The 24,951-nt window shown below is 36.2% G+C and carries 22 protein-coding genes and 1 pseudogene; 11 read left to right on the top strand and 12 right to left on the bottom strand.

Annotated features, from left to right (window positions below):
* Positions 1-10 precede the first annotated feature (10 nt).
* The 3 genes from C4F50_RS13430 to C4F50_RS13440 are packed head-to-tail and all read right to left on the bottom strand — an operon-like array spanning position 11 to position 2,901.
* Positions 11-1,063 carry a type III polyketide synthase gene (locus C4F50_RS13430; protein WP_194139172.1) on the bottom strand — a complete coding sequence of 351 codons (1,053 nt, stop codon included), beginning with the start codon at positions 1,061-1,063 and terminating at the stop codon, positions 11-13.
* On the bottom strand, positions 1,060-1,773 hold the full coding sequence (locus C4F50_RS13435; RefSeq protein WP_194139173.1) for a methyltransferase domain-containing protein: 714 nt from the start codon (positions 1,771-1,773) through the stop codon (positions 1,060-1,062). The genes C4F50_RS13430 and C4F50_RS13435 overlap by 4 nt, the downstream gene beginning before the upstream one ends.
* Positions 1,774-2,901, bottom strand: coding sequence for an NAD(P)/FAD-dependent oxidoreductase (locus C4F50_RS13440; protein WP_194139174.1), 1,128 nt, complete (start codon positions 2,899-2,901; stop codon positions 1,774-1,776).
* Between the two features lie 592 nt (positions 2,902-3,493).
* Here C4F50_RS13440 and C4F50_RS13445 point away from each other — a divergent pair.
* Complete coding sequence (locus C4F50_RS13445) at positions 3,494-5,725, top strand: DUF6055 domain-containing protein (protein WP_194139175.1); 2,232 nt, start codon at positions 3,494-3,496, stop codon at positions 5,723-5,725.
* A 261-nt stretch (positions 5,726-5,986) separates the two neighbouring features.
* Here the strand turns inward: C4F50_RS13445 and C4F50_RS13450 are convergent, their stop codons facing one another.
* Complete coding sequence (locus tag C4F50_RS13450; protein WP_194139176.1) at positions 5,987-6,667, bottom strand: SRPBCC family protein; 681 nt, start codon at positions 6,665-6,667, stop codon at positions 5,987-5,989.
* Positions 6,668-6,913: 246 nt separating this feature from the next.
* On the opposite strand from C4F50_RS13450, the gene C4F50_RS13455 reads away from it, so the two are divergent.
* Entirely contained in the window at positions 6,914-7,207 is a 294-nt protein-coding gene (locus C4F50_RS13455) for a hypothetical protein (RefSeq protein ID WP_194139177.1), read from the top strand.
* Between the two features lie 95 nt (positions 7,208-7,302).
* On the opposite strand, the gene C4F50_RS13460 is transcribed toward C4F50_RS13455, so the two are convergent.
* On the bottom strand, positions 7,303-7,941 hold the full coding sequence (locus C4F50_RS13460) for a DNA-3-methyladenine glycosylase (RefSeq protein WP_194139178.1): 639 nt from the start codon (positions 7,939-7,941) through the stop codon (positions 7,303-7,305).
* Between the two features lie 281 nt (positions 7,942-8,222).
* Here C4F50_RS13460 and C4F50_RS13465 point away from each other — a divergent pair, with 281 nt between their 5' ends.
* From C4F50_RS13465 to C4F50_RS13505, 9 genes and pseudogenes are all read left to right on the top strand, one after another.
* On the top strand, positions 8,223-8,660 hold the full coding sequence (locus C4F50_RS13465) for a hypothetical protein (RefSeq protein WP_194139179.1): 438 nt from the start codon (positions 8,223-8,225) through the stop codon (positions 8,658-8,660).
* 328 nt (positions 8,661-8,988) lie between these two features.
* Positions 8,989-9,822, top strand: a complete 834-nt coding sequence (locus tag C4F50_RS13470) for an STAS domain-containing protein (protein ID WP_194139180.1) — start codon at positions 8,989-8,991, stop codon at positions 9,820-9,822.
* Between the two features lie 21 nt (positions 9,823-9,843).
* The gene (locus tag C4F50_RS13475) at positions 9,844-10,245 is read left to right on the top strand and encodes an STAS domain-containing protein (protein ID WP_194139181.1); all 402 of its coding nucleotides are present in this window, start codon (positions 9,844-9,846) and stop codon (positions 10,243-10,245) included.
* Positions 10,223-10,639 carry an anti-sigma regulatory factor gene (locus C4F50_RS13480; protein ID WP_228012022.1) on the top strand — a complete coding sequence of 139 codons (417 nt, stop codon included), beginning with the start codon at positions 10,223-10,225 and terminating at the stop codon, positions 10,637-10,639. The genes C4F50_RS13475 and C4F50_RS13480 overlap by 23 nt, the downstream gene beginning before the upstream one ends.
* Entirely contained in the window at positions 10,632-11,642 is a 1,011-nt protein-coding gene (locus tag C4F50_RS13485) for a SpoIIE family protein phosphatase (protein ID WP_194139182.1), read from the top strand. The genes C4F50_RS13480 and C4F50_RS13485 overlap by 8 nt, the downstream gene beginning before the upstream one ends.
* A gap of 4 nt (positions 11,643-11,646) precedes the next feature.
* Entirely contained in the window at positions 11,647-13,269 is a 1,623-nt protein-coding gene (locus C4F50_RS13490; protein WP_194139183.1) for a sensor histidine kinase, read from the top strand.
* 235 nt (positions 13,270-13,504) lie between these two features.
* Positions 13,505-16,750, top strand: coding sequence for an AsmA family protein (locus C4F50_RS13495; RefSeq protein ID WP_194139184.1), 3,246 nt, complete (start codon positions 13,505-13,507; stop codon positions 16,748-16,750).
* Positions 16,751-16,883: 133 nt separating this feature from the next.
* Positions 16,884-17,222, top strand: a pseudogene (locus tag C4F50_RS13500) (DUF1016 N-terminal domain-containing protein); the annotation flags it as partial.
* A 377-nt stretch (positions 17,223-17,599) separates the two neighbouring features.
* Positions 17,600-17,839, top strand: coding sequence for a hypothetical protein (locus C4F50_RS13505; RefSeq protein ID WP_194139185.1), 240 nt, complete (start codon positions 17,600-17,602; stop codon positions 17,837-17,839).
* Positions 17,840-17,959: 120 nt separating this feature from the next.
* Here the strand turns inward: C4F50_RS13505 and C4F50_RS13510 are convergent, their stop codons facing one another.
* The 7 genes from C4F50_RS13510 to C4F50_RS13540 form a co-directional block, all read right to left on the bottom strand.
* A complete protein-coding gene (locus C4F50_RS13510) occupies positions 17,960-18,238 on the bottom strand; it encodes a hypothetical protein (protein ID WP_194139186.1) in 279 nt (92 codons plus the stop codon).
* A gap of 5 nt (positions 18,239-18,243) precedes the next feature.
* On the bottom strand, positions 18,244-18,399 hold the full coding sequence (locus tag C4F50_RS13515; protein ID WP_194139187.1) for a hypothetical protein: 156 nt from the start codon (positions 18,397-18,399) through the stop codon (positions 18,244-18,246).
* A gap of 166 nt (positions 18,400-18,565) precedes the next feature.
* Complete coding sequence (locus tag C4F50_RS13520; RefSeq protein ID WP_194139188.1) at positions 18,566-19,705, bottom strand: glycoside hydrolase family 5 protein; 1,140 nt, start codon at positions 19,703-19,705, stop codon at positions 18,566-18,568.
* Positions 19,705-20,844, bottom strand: a complete 1,140-nt coding sequence (gene glf / locus C4F50_RS13525) for a UDP-galactopyranose mutase (RefSeq protein ID WP_194139189.1) — start codon at positions 20,842-20,844, stop codon at positions 19,705-19,707. Before glf ends, C4F50_RS13520 begins: the two co-directional genes overlap by 1 nt.
* Positions 20,841-21,977, bottom strand: coding sequence for a glycosyltransferase (locus C4F50_RS13530; protein ID WP_194139190.1), 1,137 nt, complete (start codon positions 21,975-21,977; stop codon positions 20,841-20,843). Before C4F50_RS13530 ends, glf begins: the two co-directional genes overlap by 4 nt.
* Positions 21,978-22,205: 228 nt before the next feature.
* Entirely contained in the window at positions 22,206-22,775 is a 570-nt protein-coding gene (locus C4F50_RS13535; RefSeq protein WP_194139191.1) for a YciE/YciF ferroxidase family protein, read from the bottom strand.
* Between the two features lie 12 nt (positions 22,776-22,787).
* The gene (locus C4F50_RS13540; RefSeq protein ID WP_194139192.1) at positions 22,788-24,929 is read right to left on the bottom strand and encodes a catalase; all 2,142 of its coding nucleotides are present in this window, start codon (positions 24,927-24,929) and stop codon (positions 22,788-22,790) included.
* Between the last annotated feature and the right edge of the window lie 22 nt (positions 24,930-24,951).

A 24,951-nucleotide genomic window follows, 5' to 3' on the forward strand; every position in this document is an offset into this window, starting at 1 on the left:
AGCTTTTAAATTACCATTGCAATAAAACTCTCTGGGCCGAAAATCCGGGGCCAAAACTCAGCATTAAACCTTTTTCTCCTTTTTGAGGTTTACGGTCCATAATACTTTCCAAAACATACAAAACAGTTGCACTCGACATATTGCCGTATTGTTTGAGGATTTCTTTTGTATCATCAATATTTTTATCCAGTCCGGCAAAAAGCGATTCTACGGTTGTGACTATTTTTTTGCCGCCGGGATGAAATATCATGTGATCTATATCTTTGATTTCTAAATTGTTTTGTTTTAAAAAGGGGTGAATAATATCCCCGAAATGAGAAGCAATCGTATCTGGAACTTCTATGTCTAATACCATTTGCAGACCGCTGTTCGTCAATTTAAATCCCATCATGTGTTCAGCATCATAAAAATGATACATCTGTTCGTCCAGAATTTCGGGTCCGCTATCTTCTTCGCTTGACGATACTAAACAGCAGGATGCTCCATCACCAAAAATAGCAGCGCTCACAATATTGGGCATCGAAAAATCATGTAGCTGAAAAGTGGCTGTTGGTGATTCTACTGCAATTACAGCAGCACGTTTCCCTGGATTTGATTTTAGAAAATTCTTTGCATATATAATTCCAGAAATTCCTGCGGCACATCCCATTTCGGTTACGGGCAGACGGACAATATCTGGTCTTAATTTCATTTTATTAATAAGATACGCATCCAATGATGGAATCATAATTCCGGTGCAGCTTACGGTAATGATATAATCCAGATCCTGCGGCTCCCAGCCGGCTTTTTTAAGTGCTTTTTCAAGAACTTTTTCTCCCAGAATAATGACTTCACGGCTGTAGATATCATTTTTTTCTTCAAATGAAGAAGCAGTAAATACTTCAACAGGATCCATTATGGAGTAGCGCTTTTCTACGGCGGCGCTTTCAAATATTTTTTTTACTTTTCGTATAAAACGTTCGTCCTGATTCTGGAGCCATACATCCAGAAAAGGGAGTATATCTTCGGTTCGGCGTGAATACTGTGGTAACTGTTTTGCGGCTGTTATTATTTTTACACTCATTTTTTAGTAATTATCCATTGGTATCGAAAAGCCCATTTCCATTTAATTGTATAGTGACTTAAATTTAGTTTTTTTGAAAAATGCTCCAATTCACTCTTTTTAAAACCGCGCAGTATCGAGATGAGTCCATCCTCGCGGGACATTTGGTTTAAGTTAAATACAAAACTGATTATTTTAAAAAGCCTGTAAGCGGTTTTACTGCGGTGTAAATCATTGATGATAACACCAATTTTGGCACTGCGGGTTAAGGCAGGCATTATATTCATGATCTGCTGGTCTGAAAAGTGGTGAAGGGTGAGGGTGCATAAAATAATATCGTAATCAAAATCAGGCGCTTCAGCATTAAAAATATCTGTACAGATGTATGCTATCTCTGGATAATCTTTTGATAGTGTTTTTGCGTAATTGATGGTGTAAAGATTGGCATCAATGCCAGTGAGCCTGAAAGTAATATTTTTGTCTCTCCCATATTTTGCCAGCATGCGCAGCATATCACCGCTGCCACAGCCAATATCAGCAATTTTTATTGGTTTAGAAATATCCGCATCTTTTAACAATTTTCTAAGCCCCTTAATGATGATAGAATTCCCGCCCAGCATCCGATTTATACCTGCAATCTGATCTAGTGTATTACGGAGTTCTTCGCCTTGAAGCGAAAAATCATCCATAATTTCAGTTTCCTGCGTCCTGTACTTAGTATCTATTTTCATTTAGGCAATTATAATTGGTTTTCCGTGCGTAAGCTTGATGATTTTAGGAAGCAGCGCAGGAAAAGTCCCTGCGAGTAAAGTCAAAACATTGGCTGTTGTTTTATTTTTTAAAATTTCGGCGAGAATCCTGCCCGTCCTCAGGCGTTGTCCAAAATGTTTTTTCCATTCTTGAGTATAGGTTTTTTCTAAAAGCTCTCGTGATGGGATCTTACCGCTGTAAAAATCCAAAAAAAGTTCTGAAGCTATTTTGGCGCTGTGAATTGCCATAGCCATACCGTTACCGCATAAAGGATGAATAAGACCCGCAGTGTCGCCGATCATGAGAACATGATTTTCAACCGGTTCTTTTTTATCAAAATTGATCTGGCTGATGGTGAGAGGTTTTTCAAATAGGAGCGTGCTGTTTTCAAAAATAGATTTCAGATGTTTGTTTTTGTAAAGGACATTTACCTGATAGTCCTCAATATTTTTATATTTTTTAAAAGTATCATAATCGGCCAGATAACAAATGTTTATAATATTGTTCTCTACTTTTGAAACCCCGCAGTAACCACCGTTAAAGTTATGAAGTGCTACAACGTTGTTTGAAAAATTTCCAGAATAATGCGCTTTGACAGCCAGCCACGGAGATTTTTTAGTTATAAAACTGCGTGATAATGCATGATCGATATTAGAGCGTTTTCCATAAGCACCTAAGACTAATCCGGCTGACAGGACAGTGTCTCCGGCTGTAACCGTAAACAAATCATTTTTAAAAACAACATCTGTGACTGTTTCTTTAATAATAGTACAGCCTTCTGAAGCCGCTTTTTTATATAAAAAATAATCGAGGGCATGTCGGCTGACACCGAAACCGCCTAAAGGAAGTTGTGATAAGGCAGCCCTGCCATTATTAGAACTGAATTCAAATTTCGTTATTTCGGCAGGATGAAGCTCTGCAACGTTTACGCCGAGCCAGGACAAATATGGAAGTATTTCATTAGAGATATATTCTCCACAGACTTTATGCCTCGGGTAGTCCGATTTTTCGATAAGGACTACCTTTAGCCCGTTACGAGAGAGATGAAGAGCGCCTGCAAGACCTGCGAGTCCCCCTCCGATAATAATTACATCCCAATTTGTTTTCATACAGAAATTTAAATATAAAATCTGAAATAACAGCGTCTTTCAATCATTAATATTCTTTTAAACAAAAAATAAATACGGTAATAAACTCTAAGTTTTAACTTAAAAACTTGTGCTGCTTTTAGTTAACAGGAATAAAAAAATAAGTTCCGAATGATTGAAAAATGCCTGTGCAAAACGTAGTGCTCTTTTTGTTTCGTTTTTTATAGACAATTAATTCATAATCAGTTTTTTGAATTGTTTTTTTTAAATGAAAATTTGCTTTAGAACTGCGTATTATTTAAATAGAATTTTGGTAAAAAAAGGCATTGGTTAGAAATAAAAATATATTTTTTTGAGATCCTATTAATACTAATAAAATGCACTTAATCGGATAAAATATACATTTAGTCGATTATTTTGAGTTTGTAATTTAAAATTAATATATATATTCGCATAAAAATTGAATAGTGTAAAAATCACACATTTTTTGTTTTTTTTGGATGAGGTAGTTTGGGTAATAGTTTAGCCAGATTATAAATGTAAAGGCATTTTTAATTAAGGTAAGTTCAAGTCTTACTGATAGCAGCTGTTGAAACCCCAAATTCTTTATTATATGAAAACACTTTTATTACAGGCCGCCCTTTTTCTCTGCAGCTATTTGGCAGTAGGGCAGAAAACACTTTTTACTCCCACGGAGTGGAGTAATCCCAGCAACGAATTTTATAATAACGTCTCAACCTCTAGAATGTACGAGTCTACAAACTTTGTACTTTATTGGGGAGATAAAGTAGGTACCAATCCAGCTACATATGCTGATGCATCTTTACGGTTTACGCCAAAATCGGTTGCAGATACTTTAGAAACGAGTTTTAAACGTTTTATAACCGATTTGAAATTTGTAAGCAACGCGTCTACAAAAAATTTAGGAAAGTATAAAATCATTATTATGATGATGAATACTTGGAATTCTACAGATCCGCGTTTGCAGGCTTTTGCACAGGCAAGCTCTTTTAGTAATACTATTGGCGCCATGTTTGTACACCCCGAAGCAACGAGAGATGGCGGTGCTTTGTCTCACGAGTTTGCTCACACGCTCCAGATGATGATGCGAATTCAGGAAAATCCTGGTAACGGAACTGCTTTTTCGGGTTATGATTGGGCTGGACCGTTCTTTGAGGGACATGCCAATTTTATGCGGGCACAAGCGTATTCGAAATGGGCAGAAATTGACGGAACACTGACACGATGGATTCAGACCCGAAATTTTATGTGGTCGTCTAACCGTCATCATTATACCAATTTTCATTTGATGTATTATGTGCAGGAAAAAGAAGGTTTTGATTTTACTCGTAGAATGTGGGCAGAATCTAAAAATCAAGAACATCCGCTGGAAACGATCAAAAGACTGAAAGGATTTACACAAGAACAGTTAAACGATTATTTATGGAGCTATGCACAGCGTCAGCCTGCATTTGATTATCCAATCCAGTGGACTTCTCAAATCAATACAACCAGCAACTTCGGCAAGAAAATCAGAGAAGTTTATAAGTCAATTCAGACTTATATGCCGCGTTACACAAGCAGGCAGTTTACCCTGTTGACAAAAGTTGCCGGAACTACCGACCAGTTTTATACCAATGATGATTGGGCACCGCAGGATTATGGAATGAATATTATCCCGTTATACCCAACTTGTACCGGTACAGAAAAGAAAGTTAACATAAAATTTAAAGGACATACAGAAGTAAATCCAACGCAGGCAGGATGGCGCTACGGCTTTGTGACTACAAAAGCAGATGGTACGGTTTCGCGTTACAGCCCTATGTATACCACAGACGGAGAAGCCTCTTTTAGTCTGAATACAGCAACAGAAACGGGTATTTATCTTGTCGTTTTTTCGGCTCCAAAAGTACACGTCAATTACAACATGGACGTAGGTTATCCTAAACAAAGAAGGTATCCGTACGAACTTAAAATCGCCAATGCCAATCCCGAAGGTTTTCAGCCGGCTGCTGATTTTAGAAAATTTCTTAAAACCAACGGACGTATTCATGCTAACGGCGGCGGATGGGTATCTAATAATGCCAATGTGGCGTCAACGGTATATGTTGGGCCGTATGCAGTAGTAAGAGGCGGGACTATTTCTGGAAATGCCCGTATAGAAGGTTATGCAATGGTTGAAGGCGGTAATATTAGCGGTAATGCTATTGTCAGAGATAATGGCTGTGTCTACAATACGACATTGTCCAGCAATGCCATTGTAGAGGGAAATGCCTGGATGGAAGGCGGTTCTGTAACCAATACGGCTAATATAAAAGGAAATGCGATGCTTTTTGCTGGAAACTTTGGCGGATCTGTTGTTGTAGGCGGTGATGCAGAAATTGGAAGCTGTTCTACCGCAGGTGTTTATCTGCAATTTCCCTATTGGAGAAATGGAAGAAGTGAATGTGATGGAAAAGGCGCAAACGATGTCTCGAATGTTGATATTAATCCGGCGTTTACCAACTTTTCGGCAGCATCGATGGCATTCAGCGTAACACCAACTTGTACAAGTCCAACACTTTCTACAAACAGGAGTATTGAGGAGACTGAAGTTAATTTAAGTATTTTTCCAAATCCAACAGGAGGAAATTTAACCATTTCTTTTATGCAGACTGAACAGGAAAAAGTATCGATCTCATTGTTTGATATGAACGGACGAAAATTAGGTGTTATTGCCAATCAGATCTATGAAATAGGAAGAATTGATATTCCGTATAATTGCAGTCATTTGGCGCAAGGAGTTTATTTACTGCGTATTGAATCAGGAAATAAAACCGTAAACAAATCATTTGTGAAGCAGTAAGATTTTTTGTTTTTTTAGTTATTAAAATCCCTGTCTGATCTGATCAGGCAGGGATTTTTTTGAAATTTCAACTCTCAATTTTAGTAAATAAAATTATAATTCAAACAATAACTAAATCCACTATTTCTACGATACCTGCCGGCGAAGTCTGTGGGCTTGTCATTTTTTAATTTTGGTATTATTTTATAAATAAAAAGACGTCTCCATAAAATGAAGACGTCTCATCCAAAAAAATAATACAAAAAATGAGAGATTTTAATATTATGCTTGTCCTGTTTCCAGATATACTTTTAAATTCGAAATATCATCTTTAACTAATTTCTCGAAATAAGGGTTTAATAGTTTTGCTGTGCTTTCGCCGGCAATTCCCAGCGGTGCGTGATACGAAATAGTTACATCTATTTCTGTAGCTTGTCCTTTTGATTTAAAAACTACTTTTCCAGCATTTTTAATGGTTGATCCTTCGATAGAATTCCAGCTTAAAAGTGCATTTTTATCATCTTTGATGATTTCGGCTTTCCAAGATATTTTTCCGATTCCAGCCGGACCTTTTGCTGTCCATTCAGAGATGGTAGAACTTATCGTTTTTACTGACTCTAAGTGATTCATAAACTTAGGCAAGTTTTCTAGATTTCTCCAGAAATTGTATACCTCGCTCACCGGTTTGTTAATAACGCTGGTGATTCTAATGTTCACATTTGATGCTTTGTCGTTCATTAAATGATCTGCTGCATCATATACCGGACAATAGCCTGAAATTCCTCTTAAAAGCATTGCGCCTCCGGCACCTGCCTGAGTGACACTTTTACTTTCTTTTGATAAAGCATTATAAAGCAGATAAGCACCGCTCGTGATCATCAGAACTCTTTCTAATGTGGAAACATTATTTTTTAAGAAAGGTTTTGCTGCCTGATTTTGTTTTGTAAATATCGTAGTGTCCATAGCTGTTGATTTAAATAGTGTAATTTTTTAGATTTTGATAGGAATCCGTTTTTGATTCTAATTCATAACAAATTTCGGACACTTCAATAATTATTTTTTTACAGGATTAAATCTTTGATTTATAGATTTTACATGAGTTGTAAAAGAGATATTCCCTTATTTCTGTAAATACTTTAGTAAATTATGTAAGTATGCTGTAAATCAGAATTTTAATTTTGGAATACTATTAACCGAAATACTTTAATTATGAAAAATATTTTGAAAACAAAAATTGCGATACTGGTTGTAATAACAGCCTTTGTATTTTCATGTAAAAAGAATGAAAATAACACTGTAGATCCAGCTGTGAATCAAACAGATTCAATGGATATGTCTGTGGATACAGTAGGGCCGGCATTAGATTCGGCTGCGACTTTAAACTCCGATGAAAATGGTAAAAACGGTACTACGGGTGCAACAGGCGAAGGATCAACTGGTTCTGGAACCGATGGATCTACTCAAAAAGGAAATCAAAGTGTGAGGACAGATTCTATCAAATAATAATCTAACTGCATTCAAAAAAAGCTCTTGACCTTATGTTAAGAGTTTTTTTTCTAAAATAATTACAAGAGACAAAAGGTATTGCATTAGGTAAATTATTTTTCGTATTTATTCGGTTTGCTGACATATTTATTGTCTTTAATAAAATAGCGCCAAGGCAAAAGCGCATGATCTCCCGCGTAATCTACACCAACGCGCGGCACACTGGCTATTTGTTCATCGGTATAACGAAATCCATGATCTTCAACCCAGATCTCGTCTCCGTCCAATTCTTTTTTATTAAAACTGCTGTCGATTCCCAAAGCTTTTGCTGCTGAGCCTGGTCCAGATGAAATTCGGGAATTTACAGCACTCAGGCTGCGTCTGTTTTCAATATCTTCTAACCCGTCAAAGGGTTCAACAGCACGAATTAAAACAGCATGCGGCACCCCTTCAGATGCAGTGACAATATTGAATAAATAATGAATTCCGTAACACAAATACACGTACGAAATACCGCCGTCGCTGTAAAGCGTTTCGGTTCTGTTGGTTCTTCTCCCGCCATAAGCGTGTGATGCTTTGTCAACTTCACCCATATAAGCCTCAGTTTCGACAATTATGCCCGCAGTTTGTTTTCCGTTAATCCGAGTATAAAGCACTTTGCCAAGAAGATCTTTGGCTACGAATAGTACATCGGGATTTTGATAATAGGAGAATGGTAAAGTTACAGGTGTAAAATTATTGGGATTTTTCATTTTAGTAATTTAAAGATAAAAACGGACTAATACAAAAAGCTGTGAAAATATTTTTTCTAGCTATTAAATCTTAAAAGACCCAAATATTTTTTCTAAAACATTTTAATAATTGTCGCGACATTGTTAGCAATTTTTCAAGATTAAAAAATAAAAATAAACACTCTAATAAAATGGATATTTTGTAAGTAAAAAAGACAATCTTAAAATCCTGCTGATTATATCTTAGTTAACTTGTAATGCTTTGTAAAACAAGTATTTGTTGTTTAACTAAAATTATAATTATGAAATTACCTAAAGAAATTATAAACGGCTTTTTGATCTTTGCAGGAATTGCAGTGTTCTTTATCCTAATGGAAGTTTTAAACCTTTCCAATCTATTTTATTTAAGGCTTTTAAACGTCCTTTTCATTTTTTATGGAGTCAACAGAACGCTTCAGATGAATCTGGCTGAAGGAAAAAATGAATTTGTGCCCAACTTTATATCTGCTATGATTACTTCTTTTACGGCTGTGGTAGTAAGTATTGTGGCACTGCTTATTTACAGTTATGCAAAAGGAGGCAACCAATATGTAAAATCTTTATCAGAAGCTTTTATGTTTGGAGGTGAACCTTCAGTTACGTCTTATTGTCTTTCTTTATTTTTTGAAGGAACGGCTTCCTGTATTATCGTTTCCTTTTTGTTAATGCTGTATTGGAATAACAAATACGCAGCAGATTAATTCTTCATAAAACTCCATTAAAGAAGATATCAAAATAAATCCTTAAAAGGAACAGGCTCTTTTTAAGGATTTATTTTTGAATTTAATTAAGAGAAAAAATGTATTTGAAAAGGATCGTTTAATAACTACAATCCTCATTTTTATTGCCATGATCTGGTTTTGAATTCATTTGAGACAAGTCCCAGCCCGGGCTTCTTTACAGCGGAATAGCTGCTCGTATTCTGATTGCAGCAGGAGGAATAAGTGTTGTTAGGAAATTATGAATGTTTTTAATAAATCGCCTTTTTTATTTGTTATATTTGTTAGAGAAACCCAAATACCACGACAAATGCAAAATGACATTTTAGCAGGATTAAAAAATTACGAAAATAAATTAAATACTATCTGGACAAAAAATCTTCTGGATAAAGGATCGACTGACGGAGCAACAGAAGAAGAAGAATCCAAAGAATTTACGTCACTTTTCTTAGACGCTTTAAAAAACGGCGCTACTAGTGAAAACTTAAACTCAAGTAAGTTTGAAAAGTTGTATGATTTATTAGCCGGCATCTCAATCTCGAGAGCAAAACGCGGCTTTTCTCCTCGCGAAACTGCACAATATATCATTTTATTTAAAGAAGCGGCCTCATCTATTTTATCAGAAATAGAAAGCGATCCGGCAAAACTATATACTGCAAACCTGGAACTAAATGGAATTGTAGATAATTTGACTATTATGACTTTTGAGTCTTTCATGAAAGGACGCGAAGATGTAATTGCAAGACAAACAGATGAGATCAGCGAAATTTCGACTCCTGTTATTCGTGTTTGGGATGGAGTTGTAGCATTACCAATTATTGGTACTTTGGACAGTTCGCGTACACAGATTGTAATGGAAAATTTATTACAGCAGATTGTAGACACTGAAAGTTCTATCGCTATTTTAGATATTTCGGGAGTACCTGCGGTAGATTCTCTTGTAGCACAGCATTTAATAAAAACGGTTAGTGCAACACGTTTGATGGGGGCAGAATGTATCATCAGCGGGATTCGTCCAGAAATTGCTCAGACTGTAGTGCATTTAGGTATAGATCTTACAGGAATAATAACTAAAGCTACACTTGCCAGCGCTCTTCAGACGGCTTTTGAGATGCTGCAATTAACTGTTGTAAAAAGAAAATAATCGACTTGATTTTTGAATGATATGGAAAGAATTCCTATACTAAAGATGGGTGATTTTCTATTGGTAACAATACAAGTAGATTTGTACGACCAATTGGCAGAAAATCTTGAATCTGACTTAATTAATACAATCAATAAACATAGATCTAAAGGTGTTCTTATTGATATATCAGCTGTTTCCATAATTGACTCGTTTATGGGACGTATCTTGGGTAATATTGCAGTAATGGCCAAAATATTGGACGCGCAGACAGTGGTTGTAGGGATGCAGCCTGCTGTTGCAATTACGCTTGTGGAACTTGGATTGTCTTTAAATGGTGTTATCAGTGCCTTAAATGTTGAAAAAGGTATGGATCTGCTTCGCGCGAAAATGTATAACGGCGGTAACGAAGACCAGATCGATGATGATAACGACGGCCAATAGAGAAGAAGTTGCAATAATACGAGAACAAGATGTGGTGCCTTTGCGTAACCGCGTGAAAGACTATGGTGTTAAGGCTGGTATGAGTATTTTGAACCAAACCAAACTGATTACCGCCACTAGTGAACTCGTTCGTAACCTTCTAAAATATGGAGGCGGTGGAAAGGTTATTGTAGAAGAAGTAAGCAACGGACGCGAAAAAGGTGTTCGGGTTACTTTTACCGATAATGGCCCCGGAATAGCAGATATTGATCTTGCTATGAAAGACGGATACAGCACAGGAAAGAGTCTGGGACTGGGTTTGCCCGGAACTAAAAGACTCGTAAATGAATTTGATATAAAAACAGAAATGGGAGTTGGAACTACTGTTACTATAATAAAATGGAAAAATGGATAATACTTTTTCCAGTTACAAAATTGAAGACCGAAGTCTTATACCTTTTATAAAAAGAGAAATACACAATCTGGCTTTGAAGTCGGGATTTACTGCGCATCGTGCAGCAGAGACCGATATTATTGTCGCCGAATTAACTTCTAATCTTATAAAGTATGCAAATGGCGGTGAATTCTTATACCGGAGCCGGGAGCTACATGGTCATCAAGAAATCGAAATCTATTGCCTTGATAATGGCAAAGGAATCGATAATGTGACTAAAATAATGCACGACGGTTACTCCACTTCTAATACACTTGGACACGGTTTAGGAGCCATAAAAAGATTGAGCAACGATTTTCAGATTTACTCCTTAAGAGATTGGGGAACGGTTCAATATGTGAAGATTTGTGCGGCGCCGGATTTTATTGCCCCCGTAACAGACGATTCTATTTTTTCTGTAGTAAGCGTTAATTATCCAGGCGAAAAAGTCTGTGGTGATGGTTATTATATTAAACATACGTCAAAAGGATTTCAAATTTTTGTGGGGGACGGATTAGGTCACGGCGAACATGCACATGAAGCAGTTCAACTCGCAATACAAGCTTTTAAAAGAGCGACAGCCGAAGACGCTGCCCTGATACTCAAAGATATTCATGAAGCTGTAAAAAGAAGCAGGGGATTGGTAGCCTCCATTGCAGTTGTTGATTATAAGTCGCAGACTTGGAACATCTGCGGAATAGGGAATATCAACACTCGTATCTATAGAGGTCTGGAAAACAAAACGTATACTCCTTATAACGGAATTATAGGCTTGAATATCCCAAGGACTATGAAAAGTACCGTGGTTCCTTTTTTAAAGCATCAAATAATTGTAATGCACAGTGATGGATTACGAACAAGATGGAATTTAAACGATATGATGGGAATTATAAAACAGAATTCTGGTGTTATTGCTGCATCTTTGTTTAAAGAAAATATCAGAGGAACCGATGATGCCACGATATTAGTGGGGAAAATAATTTAGGATTATGAAAGAGATTGTAAAGATTAATCTGGATAATGAGATGGACCTGATTCTGGCCCACAAGCGATCTATGAAAATAGCTGAAATGTGCGGCATGCCTTCGTCCTTGCAAACGAGATTTGCCACAGCTGTATCAGAAGTTGCGAGGTGCTCGATTGCCAATGGGCAAAACTCAGAATTAAGATTGGGGATCAATGTTGTAAAGAATACGAATAAAGAAATTGTTGCCATTCTTAATGACAGTGTTGATCTTAAAAAATGCAATCCTGAAGCTTTTAAATATGCTGCCAAGCTGTCTGGTACTATTGAATATGATGCCGGAGAAGATTATTCGGTAACACAATTCAGTCTCAAAGTGCCTTCTCCAGGTCTTCTTTCAGAAGCAAAAATAAAAAGTCTGGCAGATTATTTTAAATACGAATCACCGCTTTCACCTTATGATGAAATCCGAAAGAAAAATATAGAACTTATTGCGCTTTCTGAAAAACTGGGAGAAAGCGAAAATCGATACAGACAGCTTGCCAATACAATTCCGATTTTGATTTGCATCATCAATGAACGCAATCATGTATTACTGACCAACGAATCGCTGCAGGTAATCGTAAAATCTTCGTTTACTGTTTTTGAAAAAAAAGAACTCAGCCTTTTCATTCATCCCGAAGATGTCGATCACATATTAGAAAACTGGTCAAGAATCAAAAAGAATAAAACAGAGTATTCTGGCGAAACCCGAATTAAAAAAGGAGATTCGTACAGATGGTTTTTGATATCTATAATTCCAAATAAGACTGAAGATGGAAATTTTACCAATTGGCTGGTCTATTTTGTCGATATCAACGATCAAAAAACGGTAGAAGAAACTTTAAAAAACAATTCTGAATTGAAACTAATTCAACGTGAATTAGAGCATGCAAATTCTAAATTGACTTTTAAAAATAAAGAGCTGCAGCAATTTGCCTATATTGCCAGTCATGATTTGCAGGAACCGCTTCGCAAAATTAGGATTATGCTTTCGCGCGCAGGAGAAGACCTGAGCGAAGAACAGAAAAATCATTTTTATTTTGATAAAATTACCAGCGCGGCAGGAAGAATGTCAGACCTGATTTCAGACGTACTAAACTATTCGAGAGTAGATAATAATTTACAAACTTTTCTGCCTATAGATCTCAACGAAATTCTGCATGAAACGATCAACGATTTGAGTTTGATAATTGAAGAAAAAAATGCCGTAATCAACATCAGTCCGCTGCCAACAGTTTCGGGGCTTAATACGCAGCTCCGCCAATTATTTTTTAATCTGGTTAACAATGCATTAAAATTTAATTCGGAAGAACCAGTGATAACAATTGCTGCAGATGAAGAAAGCACAGAACCGATAGATGCTTATAAACCAGAAGGGAATTACCACCTTATTACTATTGCGGATAACGGAATAGGAATGGACAGCAATTATTCTGATCGTATTTTCGATATGTTTCAGCGCCTTCATCAAAGAGACCAATATGGCGGAAACGGAATTGGTTTGGCTCTTTGTAAAAAAATTATCGAAAACCATAACGGCGTTCTCAATTTTACAAGCGAACTAGGAAAAGGCACTATTTTTTATATTTATCTTCCAAAATATTAGAATTTAAACCACCAATACTTGTATTTGATTTTTACTTTTAGCACAGAATTTTACCGCTTTAAATTCTGATATTGGTACATCTGCCTGCATCTAAAATGGATTTAAAAGTAATTGACTGGCTCATAAATGGATTTCAGGTCTCATACTGTTATTTTTGAGTTAATATCTCATTCAAGGTTTTTTCTTGACAGGTAAATCTATATTTTTAAAATCTTAAAACGATATCTTTTAAAACATGACCAGGAAGTTCTTAAAGAAAACTGCAATTACCATTACAGGCTTATTTATTTTTTTAATAATTATTTTGACCACTATTCCTTATGTGTTTAAGGATGAAATAAGAGATAAAATAGAAAGCATAGCTAATGAAAAACTGGACGCAAAAGTACGTTTTGATGAAATCGGACTTTCCGTTTTCAAACATTTTCCGGCATTAACTGTTTATGCTAAAAATGTCAGTGTAATTAATAAAAAGATTCAATTTACTTCGGCAAATGTTGTGAAAGCAGAAAGAGTATCTGCTGGAATAAATTTTTATAGTTTATTAAAAGGTAAAATTGTTTTAGATGCTGTTTACCTGGATGAGGCCGATTTAAACCTTGAAATAGATTCTAAAGGAAATGCTAATTTTAATATTGTAAAACCCTCCAATTCTGCAGATACTGCCCAGACAGAATTTAATATTAAACGGGTTGTTATAAAACAAACCAACATATCGTATAATGACCGAAGTGCGCTTTTAAAATTTAAGGTTCAGGATCTTAACTACAAAGGGATTGGAGATTTAAGTGCACAATTGTTCGATCTTGATTCTAACGTAAAAATAAAGTCATTTGATTTTAGCTTAGCGGGTGTTGATTATGTGCGAAATAAACCAATCAACGCTGAAATTATCACCTACATAGATGCTAAAGCGCTTAAATTTAAGTTTGAACGAAATGTGATTCGCATTAAAAATTTTCCATTCTCATTTAACGGGCATTTTGCTTTTATAAAAGGAGGCTACGATTTTGATTTACGAATGCAGTCTAAAAATTCTACCTTAGAAGAAATGCTTTCGCTTGTACCGCCCGCTTATGACCAGTGGCGTGAACAAATGACAATTACGGGTAATATTGATTTTAGAATTTTTGCAAAAGGAAAATACATGCAGGATCAGTCAGAGAAACCAGTTGTTTCTGCTGATTTACAGATTAATAACGGAGCCATTGCTTATAAAAGAATTAAAGATCCTGTAAAAGATATCACGATCTCGGCCAAAGCACAGGTTAGTGATTTAGATATTAATAAATTAAAATTTGATTTAGACAACCTGTCATTTAATCTCGATAAAAAGAAAACAACCGTTACTTTTCATTCAGAAGGTTTTAAAAAACTGAAAATTAAAACCGCTGTAAAAGCTGCTTTAGATTTGGCAAAATTAAAAGAAGCCTTAAACCTGAACGACAATGATATTCGCGGCGATATTGCTTTAGATTTAAAAGCCGATGGTATATTTTTAAGAGATTTAGGTTTTAGCCAGCGTCTAAATAAAGTGGATACCATAATTAAAAGTATTCCAAAGTTTCAGTTAAACGTCAGCTTAAAAAATGGATATATTAAAAATATAAAGAAAGAAGACGCCGTAAAAAACGTTAACCTTAATCTGAATCTAACAGCCAGAGATAGTATTATAAGCAACGTTTCGGGTAAAATAACCAATTTGAATGCAGAGGCGCTGAGCAATTATGTCCGTGGACGCTTTGAACTTCATAAATTATATCCTTTTACGGTAGATACCGAATTAGAATCTAAAATCAATTTGGCAGACGTACATAAAATTTATCCTTTAGACAGTTTAGAAGTAAAAGGAGATTTAAATTTAAAAGTAAGCCTGCATGGGATTTTAAGCCGTAAACAAAAAAAATATCCATCATCAAAAACAGTAGTAAAAATTAAGAACGGCTATTTAAAATCGCTCAAATTTCCAAACTTACCCATTGAAAATATAAATATAGCTGCTGCGGTAACCAGTATTAATGGCACTGGAGAAGACTTAAATGTAAAATTACAGCCGGCTGAATTTGTTTTAGCGGGATCGCCTTTTAAAGTCCAGGGCGAAGTGAGTAACCTTTACGATTTGGTTTATAATATTAAAACTCAGGGAACTTTAGACGTTGGAAAATTAACCCAGATATTCCCGGTCAAAGACATCAGCATTTCTGGAATTATCCAGACCAACCTTATTGCCAAAGGTTCTAAAAAAGATATCGATGCCAAAAATTACGAGAATATTAAAAACGGCGGAAAACTCGAAGCCAGAAATTTAGTAATTAAAAGCACCATGTTTCCAGAGCCGTTTCAGATTTCTAAAGGAACCTTTAAGTTTTTTAAAGATAAGATGCGTTTTGAGGATTTTAACCTTACGTATGGAAAATCAGATGTTGTGCTGAATGGCTATATCCATAACATCTTACGATACCTTTTTAATCGAAAGTACCTGCGCCAATCCAATGAAAAACTTAAAGCTGATATTGAGCTTTTAAGCAATCAGATTGATGCGAAAGAGTTTTTTGATATGGTTGCAAAATATACAGACCAGAAAGCCGAAGAAGAAGCAGCGCAGAAAACAGATTCTATTGCTACCAGTGCAATTGCTAAAAACAGCGGTGCTAAAAACAAAAATTACGTCATTAGAATTCCAAGTACTGCCGATTTAAAAATCGCTGCAAAAGTTAATAATCTTCAATTTGACACCTATAAGATTAAAGATTTTGTTGGAAGTCTGGTGGTTAATGATCGAAAAGTTCAAGTAACTGAAGCGGCTTTTAATATGGCCGGAACCAAAATAGAAATGACGGGAGACTATAAAGCACAGCATCGACGACTAGCGAAATACAATGCCAATTTTAAAGCCAGTAATTTTGATATTCAGCGTGCTTATGCAGAGATTCCAATTTTTGCCGAACTGGTAAGTATGGCGAAAGATGCCTATGGTTTGGTTTCTGTTGATTATCAGCTGGGAGGAAGCATTGACCAAAATATGGATATAGATTTTAAGTCTATTGACGGAGAAGGAACGCTGACGTTGGAAGATATTAAATTTAAAAATTTTAAACTTTTAAATAATGTAGCCAAAAAAGCAAATGCTGCTGATTTAGAAAAAGCGTCATTCAATAAAATTGCCATTCATTCAGTCATCAAGAATAATGTAATGACTATCACGCCTACAACAATGAAAATGGCAGGATTCAGAGGTAAGCTTGAAGGCCAGGTTACCATGGATGGTAAGTTAAATGTTGGTTTTCGTTTAGGCCTGCCTCCAATGGGACTCATTAATATTCCGATGAAAATTACCGGAACAGCCGATGATTTTGAAATTTCCACTGGTAAATTCAAAGAAGATAAAACTTTCGCTGAAGAAACAGAACTTAAAAATCTGCAGCCTGAGCGCAGGAGGCCAAGAGAAAAAGATAGCTTAAATCAAAGAGGTTTAAATTAGTAAAAAGTTCAATAACATTTAGCCACAGTATTGTCAAGTGTTTTTGTCCCGCTTCATATTACAGGTTTATTATTTCTAATTGCGTCTACAGTGCGGACGCGATTCGAAATGTTTTTAGGATCAAAGTGCAGAATACGGAAAACAAATTGTCCTTGCATTGTCGGTGCAGTTAGAGAATAAATACGGCAGAAATTTCGAGGAAAAAAATCTTCGCAGAATGATGCAGTTTGCTGATCAGTTTACAGAAAAAGAAATTGTCGTGACACTGTCACGACAATTAAGCTGGTCCCATTTTTTAGCAATATTATCTATTAAAAACATCGAAGCTAAAATGTTTTATGCTAATCAGGTTATTGAGCAGGAAATTCTGGTAAGTAAAGCATCGGAAATGAAATTAAAACTTAATGATCAGGAAGAATTTATTTTTCCAAATGGAAAATCATTAAAAACACTGCATTTCATAAAAAGATAAGAATGACACAATTCTAATTCCATGTGGTGTAACAAATGGAAAATGTTTTATTCACAACAAATTCCATTATTAAATTTCTTCTCAAGTACCTGCAAACGATATCGATAAAATAAAGCTGCAAGACAATGGGTATGATGTTGCAGATTATAATCTGCAACAATCTTTATTGAAAAAATTCATTTACTTCACTGGTTTTTTGAGGGAGCGTATAAATTAAAACAGCCGAAAACAAACAGTTTTAGTTACTCTGTTTTTTTTATTTTGAAGCAATCGGCCAGATCATAAATTATGTTTCAATTTATAATATGAAACTTATTGATTAAATCTCCGGTGTAATAAATTCGTAAATTGGTCCTTCTAACCAATACAGGTATGCAATGGCTCTTCCTCAGGAATTACTCAATATAAAATTTGCTGAATATATAGAGGATTTAAAGGCTTTATATTTTTATGATGAAAATTTTAAAGCAGTTTGTGATGAATATTGTGTCACTAAAAACAAGGCCGGCAAAGCATCAGAAAAACTACGTAGGGATTTGGCGGATCAGCTTGCATATGAAAATTTATCAAAGGAACTGGAAGAAGAAATTTTAATTTACTTAATTAGAAGGAGGTAACTTAATTTCTGCTGTATTCCAGTTTTCAAATTCTGTTAGGTGTCTTAGGTTTTTGTTTGAATTAAAAACTAAAAAAAGCCGCCTAGATCTAGGCAGCTTCCTTTTGAAGATGAGTATCAACTATTCTTTATCATAAGTGTCTCTTTCCTCTTCAATATCATCATCGTCGTCGTTGTCATCGTCGTCTTCGAGATCGTTATCTTCATCTTGATTTTCATCATCATCGAATTGATCATCCCTTTCATTTAAAACCAGATCATTGCTATAGTCGGGTTCCGCATTTTTTGTTATAGAATGATCTGCTGGAGGTGAATCAATATCAGGATCTTCATATTCTCTTCTGTCATTTTGTAAATACTGGTCTTCCTGACCAATATTTTCTCTTTCATCTGTACTCATAATAATTATTTTTTATTGGTGCTGTTTCCTTTTTTTGTATCAGTAGCAGTTTTTGAGTCCTCTTTTGTATCTTTTTTAGAATCAGTTTTAGAGGCACTTTCTTTTGTATCAGTTTTTTTATCTGATGTCTTAGCGGTTTTTTTTCCGTTTGAATTTTTCATATCTATTTATATTTAAATTGTTTATTGAGGTAAATGTACAGTTGATATATGGTTTGAATTTATATATAAGACTGCTTGTAATTATATAATTAACAGTAGGTTAGAGGCTTTGTACTTAAGGCATTAGATGCTTACTATTTTCTACAATATTATTTTATGCCTGTGTTTATCTAAAAAATTCCATTAGGTGATGGATTCTATATTTCTTTTCTTTAAAACTAGTCTGGGCTTTGCTCAGGGCCTCAATATACTGCTGATTGGGAATACGGTTACAGTTTTCATCTAAATCAAAAATGCCGCAATTGGAATAGCTGGTTAAATCATCCCAGTCAGGACGGTCTGTAACGGGATAAATGCAGATTCCCTGCAGATCTACACCATTTCTTCTTGCCAGTACGCATTGTGCCGTAATTTCTTCAAGCCACTCAGCACGCAGTTTTCCGAAATGTCCGGTTTCAGTAATCAGTATGGGTTTTTTGTAGCGTTTGTAAGCTTCCTGCAGCACCTGCGAAAACGGAACTCTTAAATTCTGGTAATCTGGCCATTCAAAAGATTCTCCATTGCCTTTCCATTGACAATTCCAATAGTAGTTAAAACCGAGAATTTCCAGAAAATCCTCCGAACCTCCAAGTTCAGGACACATTCTTCCAGCGATAATATCCATGGCCTGAAACTGCGGTTCGTTTAACAGCTGTACATCATCCAGCAGGGTTTCTCCATGAATTTTTACAAGCGGTTCTACCAGAATAATGGTGCAGTCAGGATCCGTTTTTTTCAGCATTTTGATACCCGCAATTGCGGCTTTGCACAAATGGTATTTTATATCCCAGCCGCTGTTTATCGTAAAAGGTACCGTACCTCTTACATCTCCCGAATGCCAGGATAAAAAGCTGATTTCATTTATGGGAACCACAAATAATTTCTGTTTGGAGTTTTCTTTATGCAAAACCGCAAAAGCGCGGCACAGCTGTTCGAAACGGGAACAGAAAAGGGGATGAGTAGGAGACAAATCATCTGGATAACCGAAATGAATCAAATCCCAAATGAGCTGTATTCCGTGTTTTTCTGCTGCCCTGATGCGGGTCAGAACGGTAGAAAAATTGAAAAAATTAGAATTTGTATCGACGTCACTCCAGCAGATGCCTTCTCGTACTGTTTTTATACCAAGTGCGGCTAATGCTTCATAATCTTCATAACAGCGGGTGTCGTGCTGGGTTTCTTTTAACAGATTAACCCTTCTGCCCGAGCGGTTGATATGGTCGGCACATTCAAAGCCTCCCATAAAAAATGTATTAAAGATTTCCATTATACGGCAGTTTTATAATGTGATGTGCTGTTTTTTTCAAGCGTATCAAAAAGATCGAGCGCATTTTTAAAAGCCTGATCCATATTGAAGTATTTGTAATTGGCCAGTCTTCCGACAAAATAAATATCAATAAGTTTAGCAGCTTCACTTTGGTATCGGTCGTAAATTTTCTGATTTTTCGGATTTGGAACCGGATAGTACGGTTCTCCTTCGTCTACTGTAAATTCTTTTACAACAGTGGTTTTGTCTGAAATTTGATTTCCAAAATGCTTGTATTCAATAATTCGGGTAAAATCAACTTCTGTTCCTGGATAATTTACAACGGAGTTTTCCTGATAAAATTCGGTATCATACGATTCGCTTACAAAATTGATAGAACGGTATTCCAGCTTTTCCTCCAGACTGTGTTTGAATTCAAAGAAACGATCGACAGGACCGGTATAAAAGAGTTTTTCATACTGGGCATACTGCTCTTTTACCTCAAAATAATCGGTTTCTAAAAGTACTTCGATGTTTGGATTGTCTAATATTTTTTCAAACAACTGTGTATAACCTCCCTTGGGTAATGCCTGATAGGTATCTGAAAAATAGCGGTCATCGTAATTGGTTCTTACTGGAATCCGTTCTAAAACAGAAGCATCTAGTTCTGCGGGATATTTGTCCCATTGTTTTTTGGTATAATGCTTAAACATTTTCTCGTACAAAACGGGACCCACGCGATTTAAAACTGCTTCTTCGCCGTTGGCTGGTTTTTCTAAAGGTGTACGATTTTCTTCCAGCCAGGTTTTCATTTCATCTTCGGTCGTAATGTTGATGTTAAACAATTCATTGACAGTGGTAATGTTTACAGGAATAGGAACCGTTTTATCATCTACTCTTGCAATTACCTTGTGTTCCCACGAATACCAATCAGAAAACTGATTGACATATTTCCAGACTGCTGCTTCATTAGTATGAAATAAATGTGCACCGTATTTGGAAACTAATATTTTATTTTCATCAATATAATCGTAGCAGTTGCCTGCAATATGATCTCGTTTTTCAATAATTAAAACTTTTTTTCCGATTGAGGCATAACGCTCTGCCAAGACAGCTCCCGAGATGCCTGCGCCTATAATTAAAATGTCTATATTTTTCATTTTGCATAAATTTTAAGGATGGACTGCATTTGATTCACGGTATGATCCCACGAGGTTTTATTGAGAATTTTGAGATACTGTAATTCCATAGTAAAAAGATCTTTATCATTGGTGATCTGTGTGATTTTTTCGCAAAATTCATCTGACGTCTCCACTAAATTTACGCAGAGCATATAATCGCGCACTACGTCGGTAATTTTAGTGGAAATAATAGGTTTTCCTGCCGCCATATATTCTAAAGTCTTAGTCGGGCTGATGTATTTTGTAGCATCGTTTAAGGCAAAAGGCATCATGGCAATATCAAATACTTTTAAGTAATGCGGGAGTTCATTATAGGATTTCATTCCTAAATAATGAATATTAGGTTCTTTAGGAAGATCGGCTTCTTCTATTTTTGCCAAAGGTCCGATCATTACAAAAGAAGCATCAGGCATTTTTTTTGCGGTTTCGTGCAGCAATTCTAAATCAATTCGCTCGTCGATAACGCCGTAGTAACCCACTATTGGGGATTGTAAATTCGAAATATCCGCTGCTGGAGCAATTCCGTTCTGAGCTTGTGCAAAATGCTGCACATCTACAGAACTTGGAAAACAATGCACATTAGCATGAAATTGTTTTTTAGATTCATATAATGATTTACCGCCGGTAAAAATAATATCGGCATTGGCTATTAAATATTTTTCCTGATTAATCAAATGAGCTGGAGCACCTTTAAATAAAGATAGTTCATCCATACAATCGTAAACAATGATATCAAAATCAAGCGATTCTAGCAAAGGACAAAATGAAGGAGAGTAAAACCAGCCAATAGCACTATTTTTATTTTTTACATAATGCGGAATAATTCCGGCAATGGATTCGATCTCTTTTACATTGGGCTGCAGTACATGCAGCATGTCATTCACTACAATTAGATTTCCTGTATGGTTAAGCTCCTTATTATAAAGAGGTTCTTCTATAAGTAAAACTTTTAAAGTCTGCGCCATTCGACTGATGATATGCTGCGGACGCTGATATACAAACTGCCATCTTAAATGACAAAAGACAATCATATCATAATATTGGGATTCTTGTTCTAAATGATTTATTTCTAAATCGTTAGTCGTTTTTGTTTTTTTTAAAGGATTCATCATGTGATTTAAATTAAGTAAGTCTTTTTTATGACTTGTTAGTATGTGTATGAAAACGATCACGGCAAATGTATAGGGCAGGAATGGACCATTTTTATATACAGAATCATGAGAGTTACATAATTCACAGTCAGATACTTATGTTTGTTAAAAGCAAAAAAAAAACATCTGTATGGGGTACAGATGTTTTAGGTTTTATCGAAAAATGAGATTTAAAATATGCTAATAAATCTATTCGGCAGCCACAGTATTTATTTTATTTAATGCTGTGTCGTTTAGTATGCAGTCGGCTTCTTTCTCTTCTGCAAGGGTTTGTGTTAATAGTTTTGCCGCATCGTTTTCGCCCAATGTTTTGGCAAAAGCCACTAAGGTGCCGTATGTAGCAATTTCATAGTGTTCAATTTTTTGCGATGCTGCAATTATGCCCGCATCTCTAACCGCTCCCGGAGTTGTTTCTAACAGTATACTGTCGCCTTCTTTAAGTAAGCCTGCCATTGCTTCACATTTTTTGCCTTCGGCTTTTTCGCCTAAAAGATCAAAAATATCCTCAAGTCTTTTGATTTGATTTTTAGTAACTTCCAAATGTTCTAAAATGGCGGTTGCCAGTTCGGGAGAAGTGGTGTTGTCAGCCATTTTCGGAAGGGCTGTTGTTAATGCATTTTCTGCCCAGTAAATGTCTTTAAGACTGTCAATAAAAAGTTCTTTCAGGTCTGTTGCCGCGTCTGATGCCGGCTGAACAAAATTCTTGGCAGAGTTGTTTTTAACTTCTTTGTTTTCTGTGGGTTTTTCTGAATTTTTCATATGTTTTTTTATTTAATTGTATAAGTTTGGTTCACGCTGCCAAAAACGGTGCTGGGTCATGGCATTAATAAAATCTTGGGCAAATTCTTCAGATGCGATGGCACTGTTTACAACAATTCCCCCATCTTCATTTGTTATTTTTGAGGCAAAAGGAGCGCTGCTGATGATTTCTGAAGCTTCGCCATCTGCGCCTATTACTTTACAGTGTTTGTAGGCGTCATTAAGGAATTCGAACAAATCGTCGTTTTCTGCCAGTGCATTCAATCCTAATCCGTGTGGAATATAAACAGCATCAAATAATACTGATGAAGCAGTTAAGAAACTAAATTCGGCTGCAATTGCACCGTCAGCATCAGTTAAGACAGATCCTAGATGAGGTGCAATAATGCAACCTTTGGCATCTTCTTTTTTAAGTGCTTTTTTCATATTCAGCACAGCAGCTTCAGAAACACCGTCAGAACAAATAATAGCTATTTTTCTCGAAGCAATCGTTGGTGAATTGGTTGGGTTTTTAATCATGCTTAATGCATCTGAAGAAGAAACAGAAGATTCTACGGTCTGCGGTTCCTGCGGTCCGCCTTCGTTTTCTGGAGACACCCCTTTGTTAATCGGCGTTTCCAAAATTGGCGGTACAGTTGCTCCCAGTCCAAGAGCTACTTTTTCAGCAAGAGTAGTGTCAATTTGCGAAAGCAGTCCTAACACTCTTACTCGTATGGCTGTTGTTTCTACTTTTCCAAGTTCAAAACGAAGTGCTTTTACGATATGGCTTTTTTCTTCTGGCGTCTGGCTGTTAAAAAATAATTTTGCCTGTCCGAAATGATCGTTAAAACTTTCACTTCTTTCTCTTACTTTGTGGGCATCAACTCGTTCGTTAAAACTGGCAAAACCTCCTTCTTCAATTTTTGCCTGATACGGACAACCGCCTCCAAGTGAATTGGGATGATAACTTACACGGCCTTTATTGATTTCCTGACGCATATGTCCGTCGCGCTGGTTGTTGTGCACAGGCGCTACACTTCTGTTAATTGGAATTTCGTGGAAATTCGGACTTCCTAATCTGGAAAGCTGTGTATCGGTATAAGAAAACAACCTTCCTTGTAAAAGGGGATCATTACTAAAATCGATTCCCGGTACAATATGCCCCGGATGAAAAGCAATCTGCTCTGTTTCTGCAAAGAAATTATCAGGGTTTTTGTTCAGAACCATACGGCCGACAATAGTAACCGGAACTAGTTCTTCTGGAACCAGTTTGGTCGGGTCAAGAAGATCAAATTCGTACTTGTTTTCATCTGCAGCTGGAATGACCTGAACACCCAATTCCCATTCTGGAAAGTTCCCCATTTCGATAGCTTCCCATAAATCCTGTCTGTGAAAATCTGGATTTTTTCCTGAAATTTTCTGAGCTTCGTCCCAGGCAACGGCGTGGGTTCCTAATTTGGGTTTCCAATGGAATTTTACAAAAACAGATTCTTCCTGTTCGTTGATTAATCTAAAAGTGTGTACTCCGAAACCTTCCATCATTCTGTAACTTCTTGGAATAGCGCGATCCGACATTACCCACATAATCATGTGCATTGATTCGGGCATCAGCGAAATAAAATCCCAAAAGGTATCGTGCGCAGAGGCTGCCTGTGGTATTTCATTATGCGGTTCTGGTTTTACCGCATGGATAAGATCTGGAAATTTAGCAGCATCTTGTATAAAAAATACCGGAATATTGTTCGCCACTAAATCGTAAATACCTTCTTGAGTATAAAATTTAACGGCAAATCCTCTGGCATCTCTGGCAAGATCTGTAGAACCTCTTGATCCTGCAACCGTAGAAAAACGTGTAAATACAGGAGTTTTAAGTCCTTTTTCTTTTAAGAAATCTGCTTTGGTCAATTCTGGAATTGGAGTAGTCACTTCAAAAAATCCATGGGCTCCCGAACCGCGTGCGTGCACAATACGTTCAGGAATTCTTTCGTGGTCAAAATGCGTTATTTTTTCTCTCAGTATAAAATCCTCGAGTAGAGAAGGTCCTCTTTCTCCTGCTTTCAGCGAATTATTATCATCATTAATACGGAGGCCCTGATCTGTAGTCAGGAATTTGTTTGTGCCATCTGATTTGTTGATGGATAAATCGCGTTGTTTTTCTTCTTGAAAATTTTTCATAAAATATCTTATTAGTTAATAT

Source organism: Flavobacterium hungaricum (assembly GCF_015182285.1).
GTDB lineage: Bacteria > Bacteroidota > Bacteroidia > Flavobacteriales > Flavobacteriaceae > Flavobacterium > Flavobacterium hungaricum.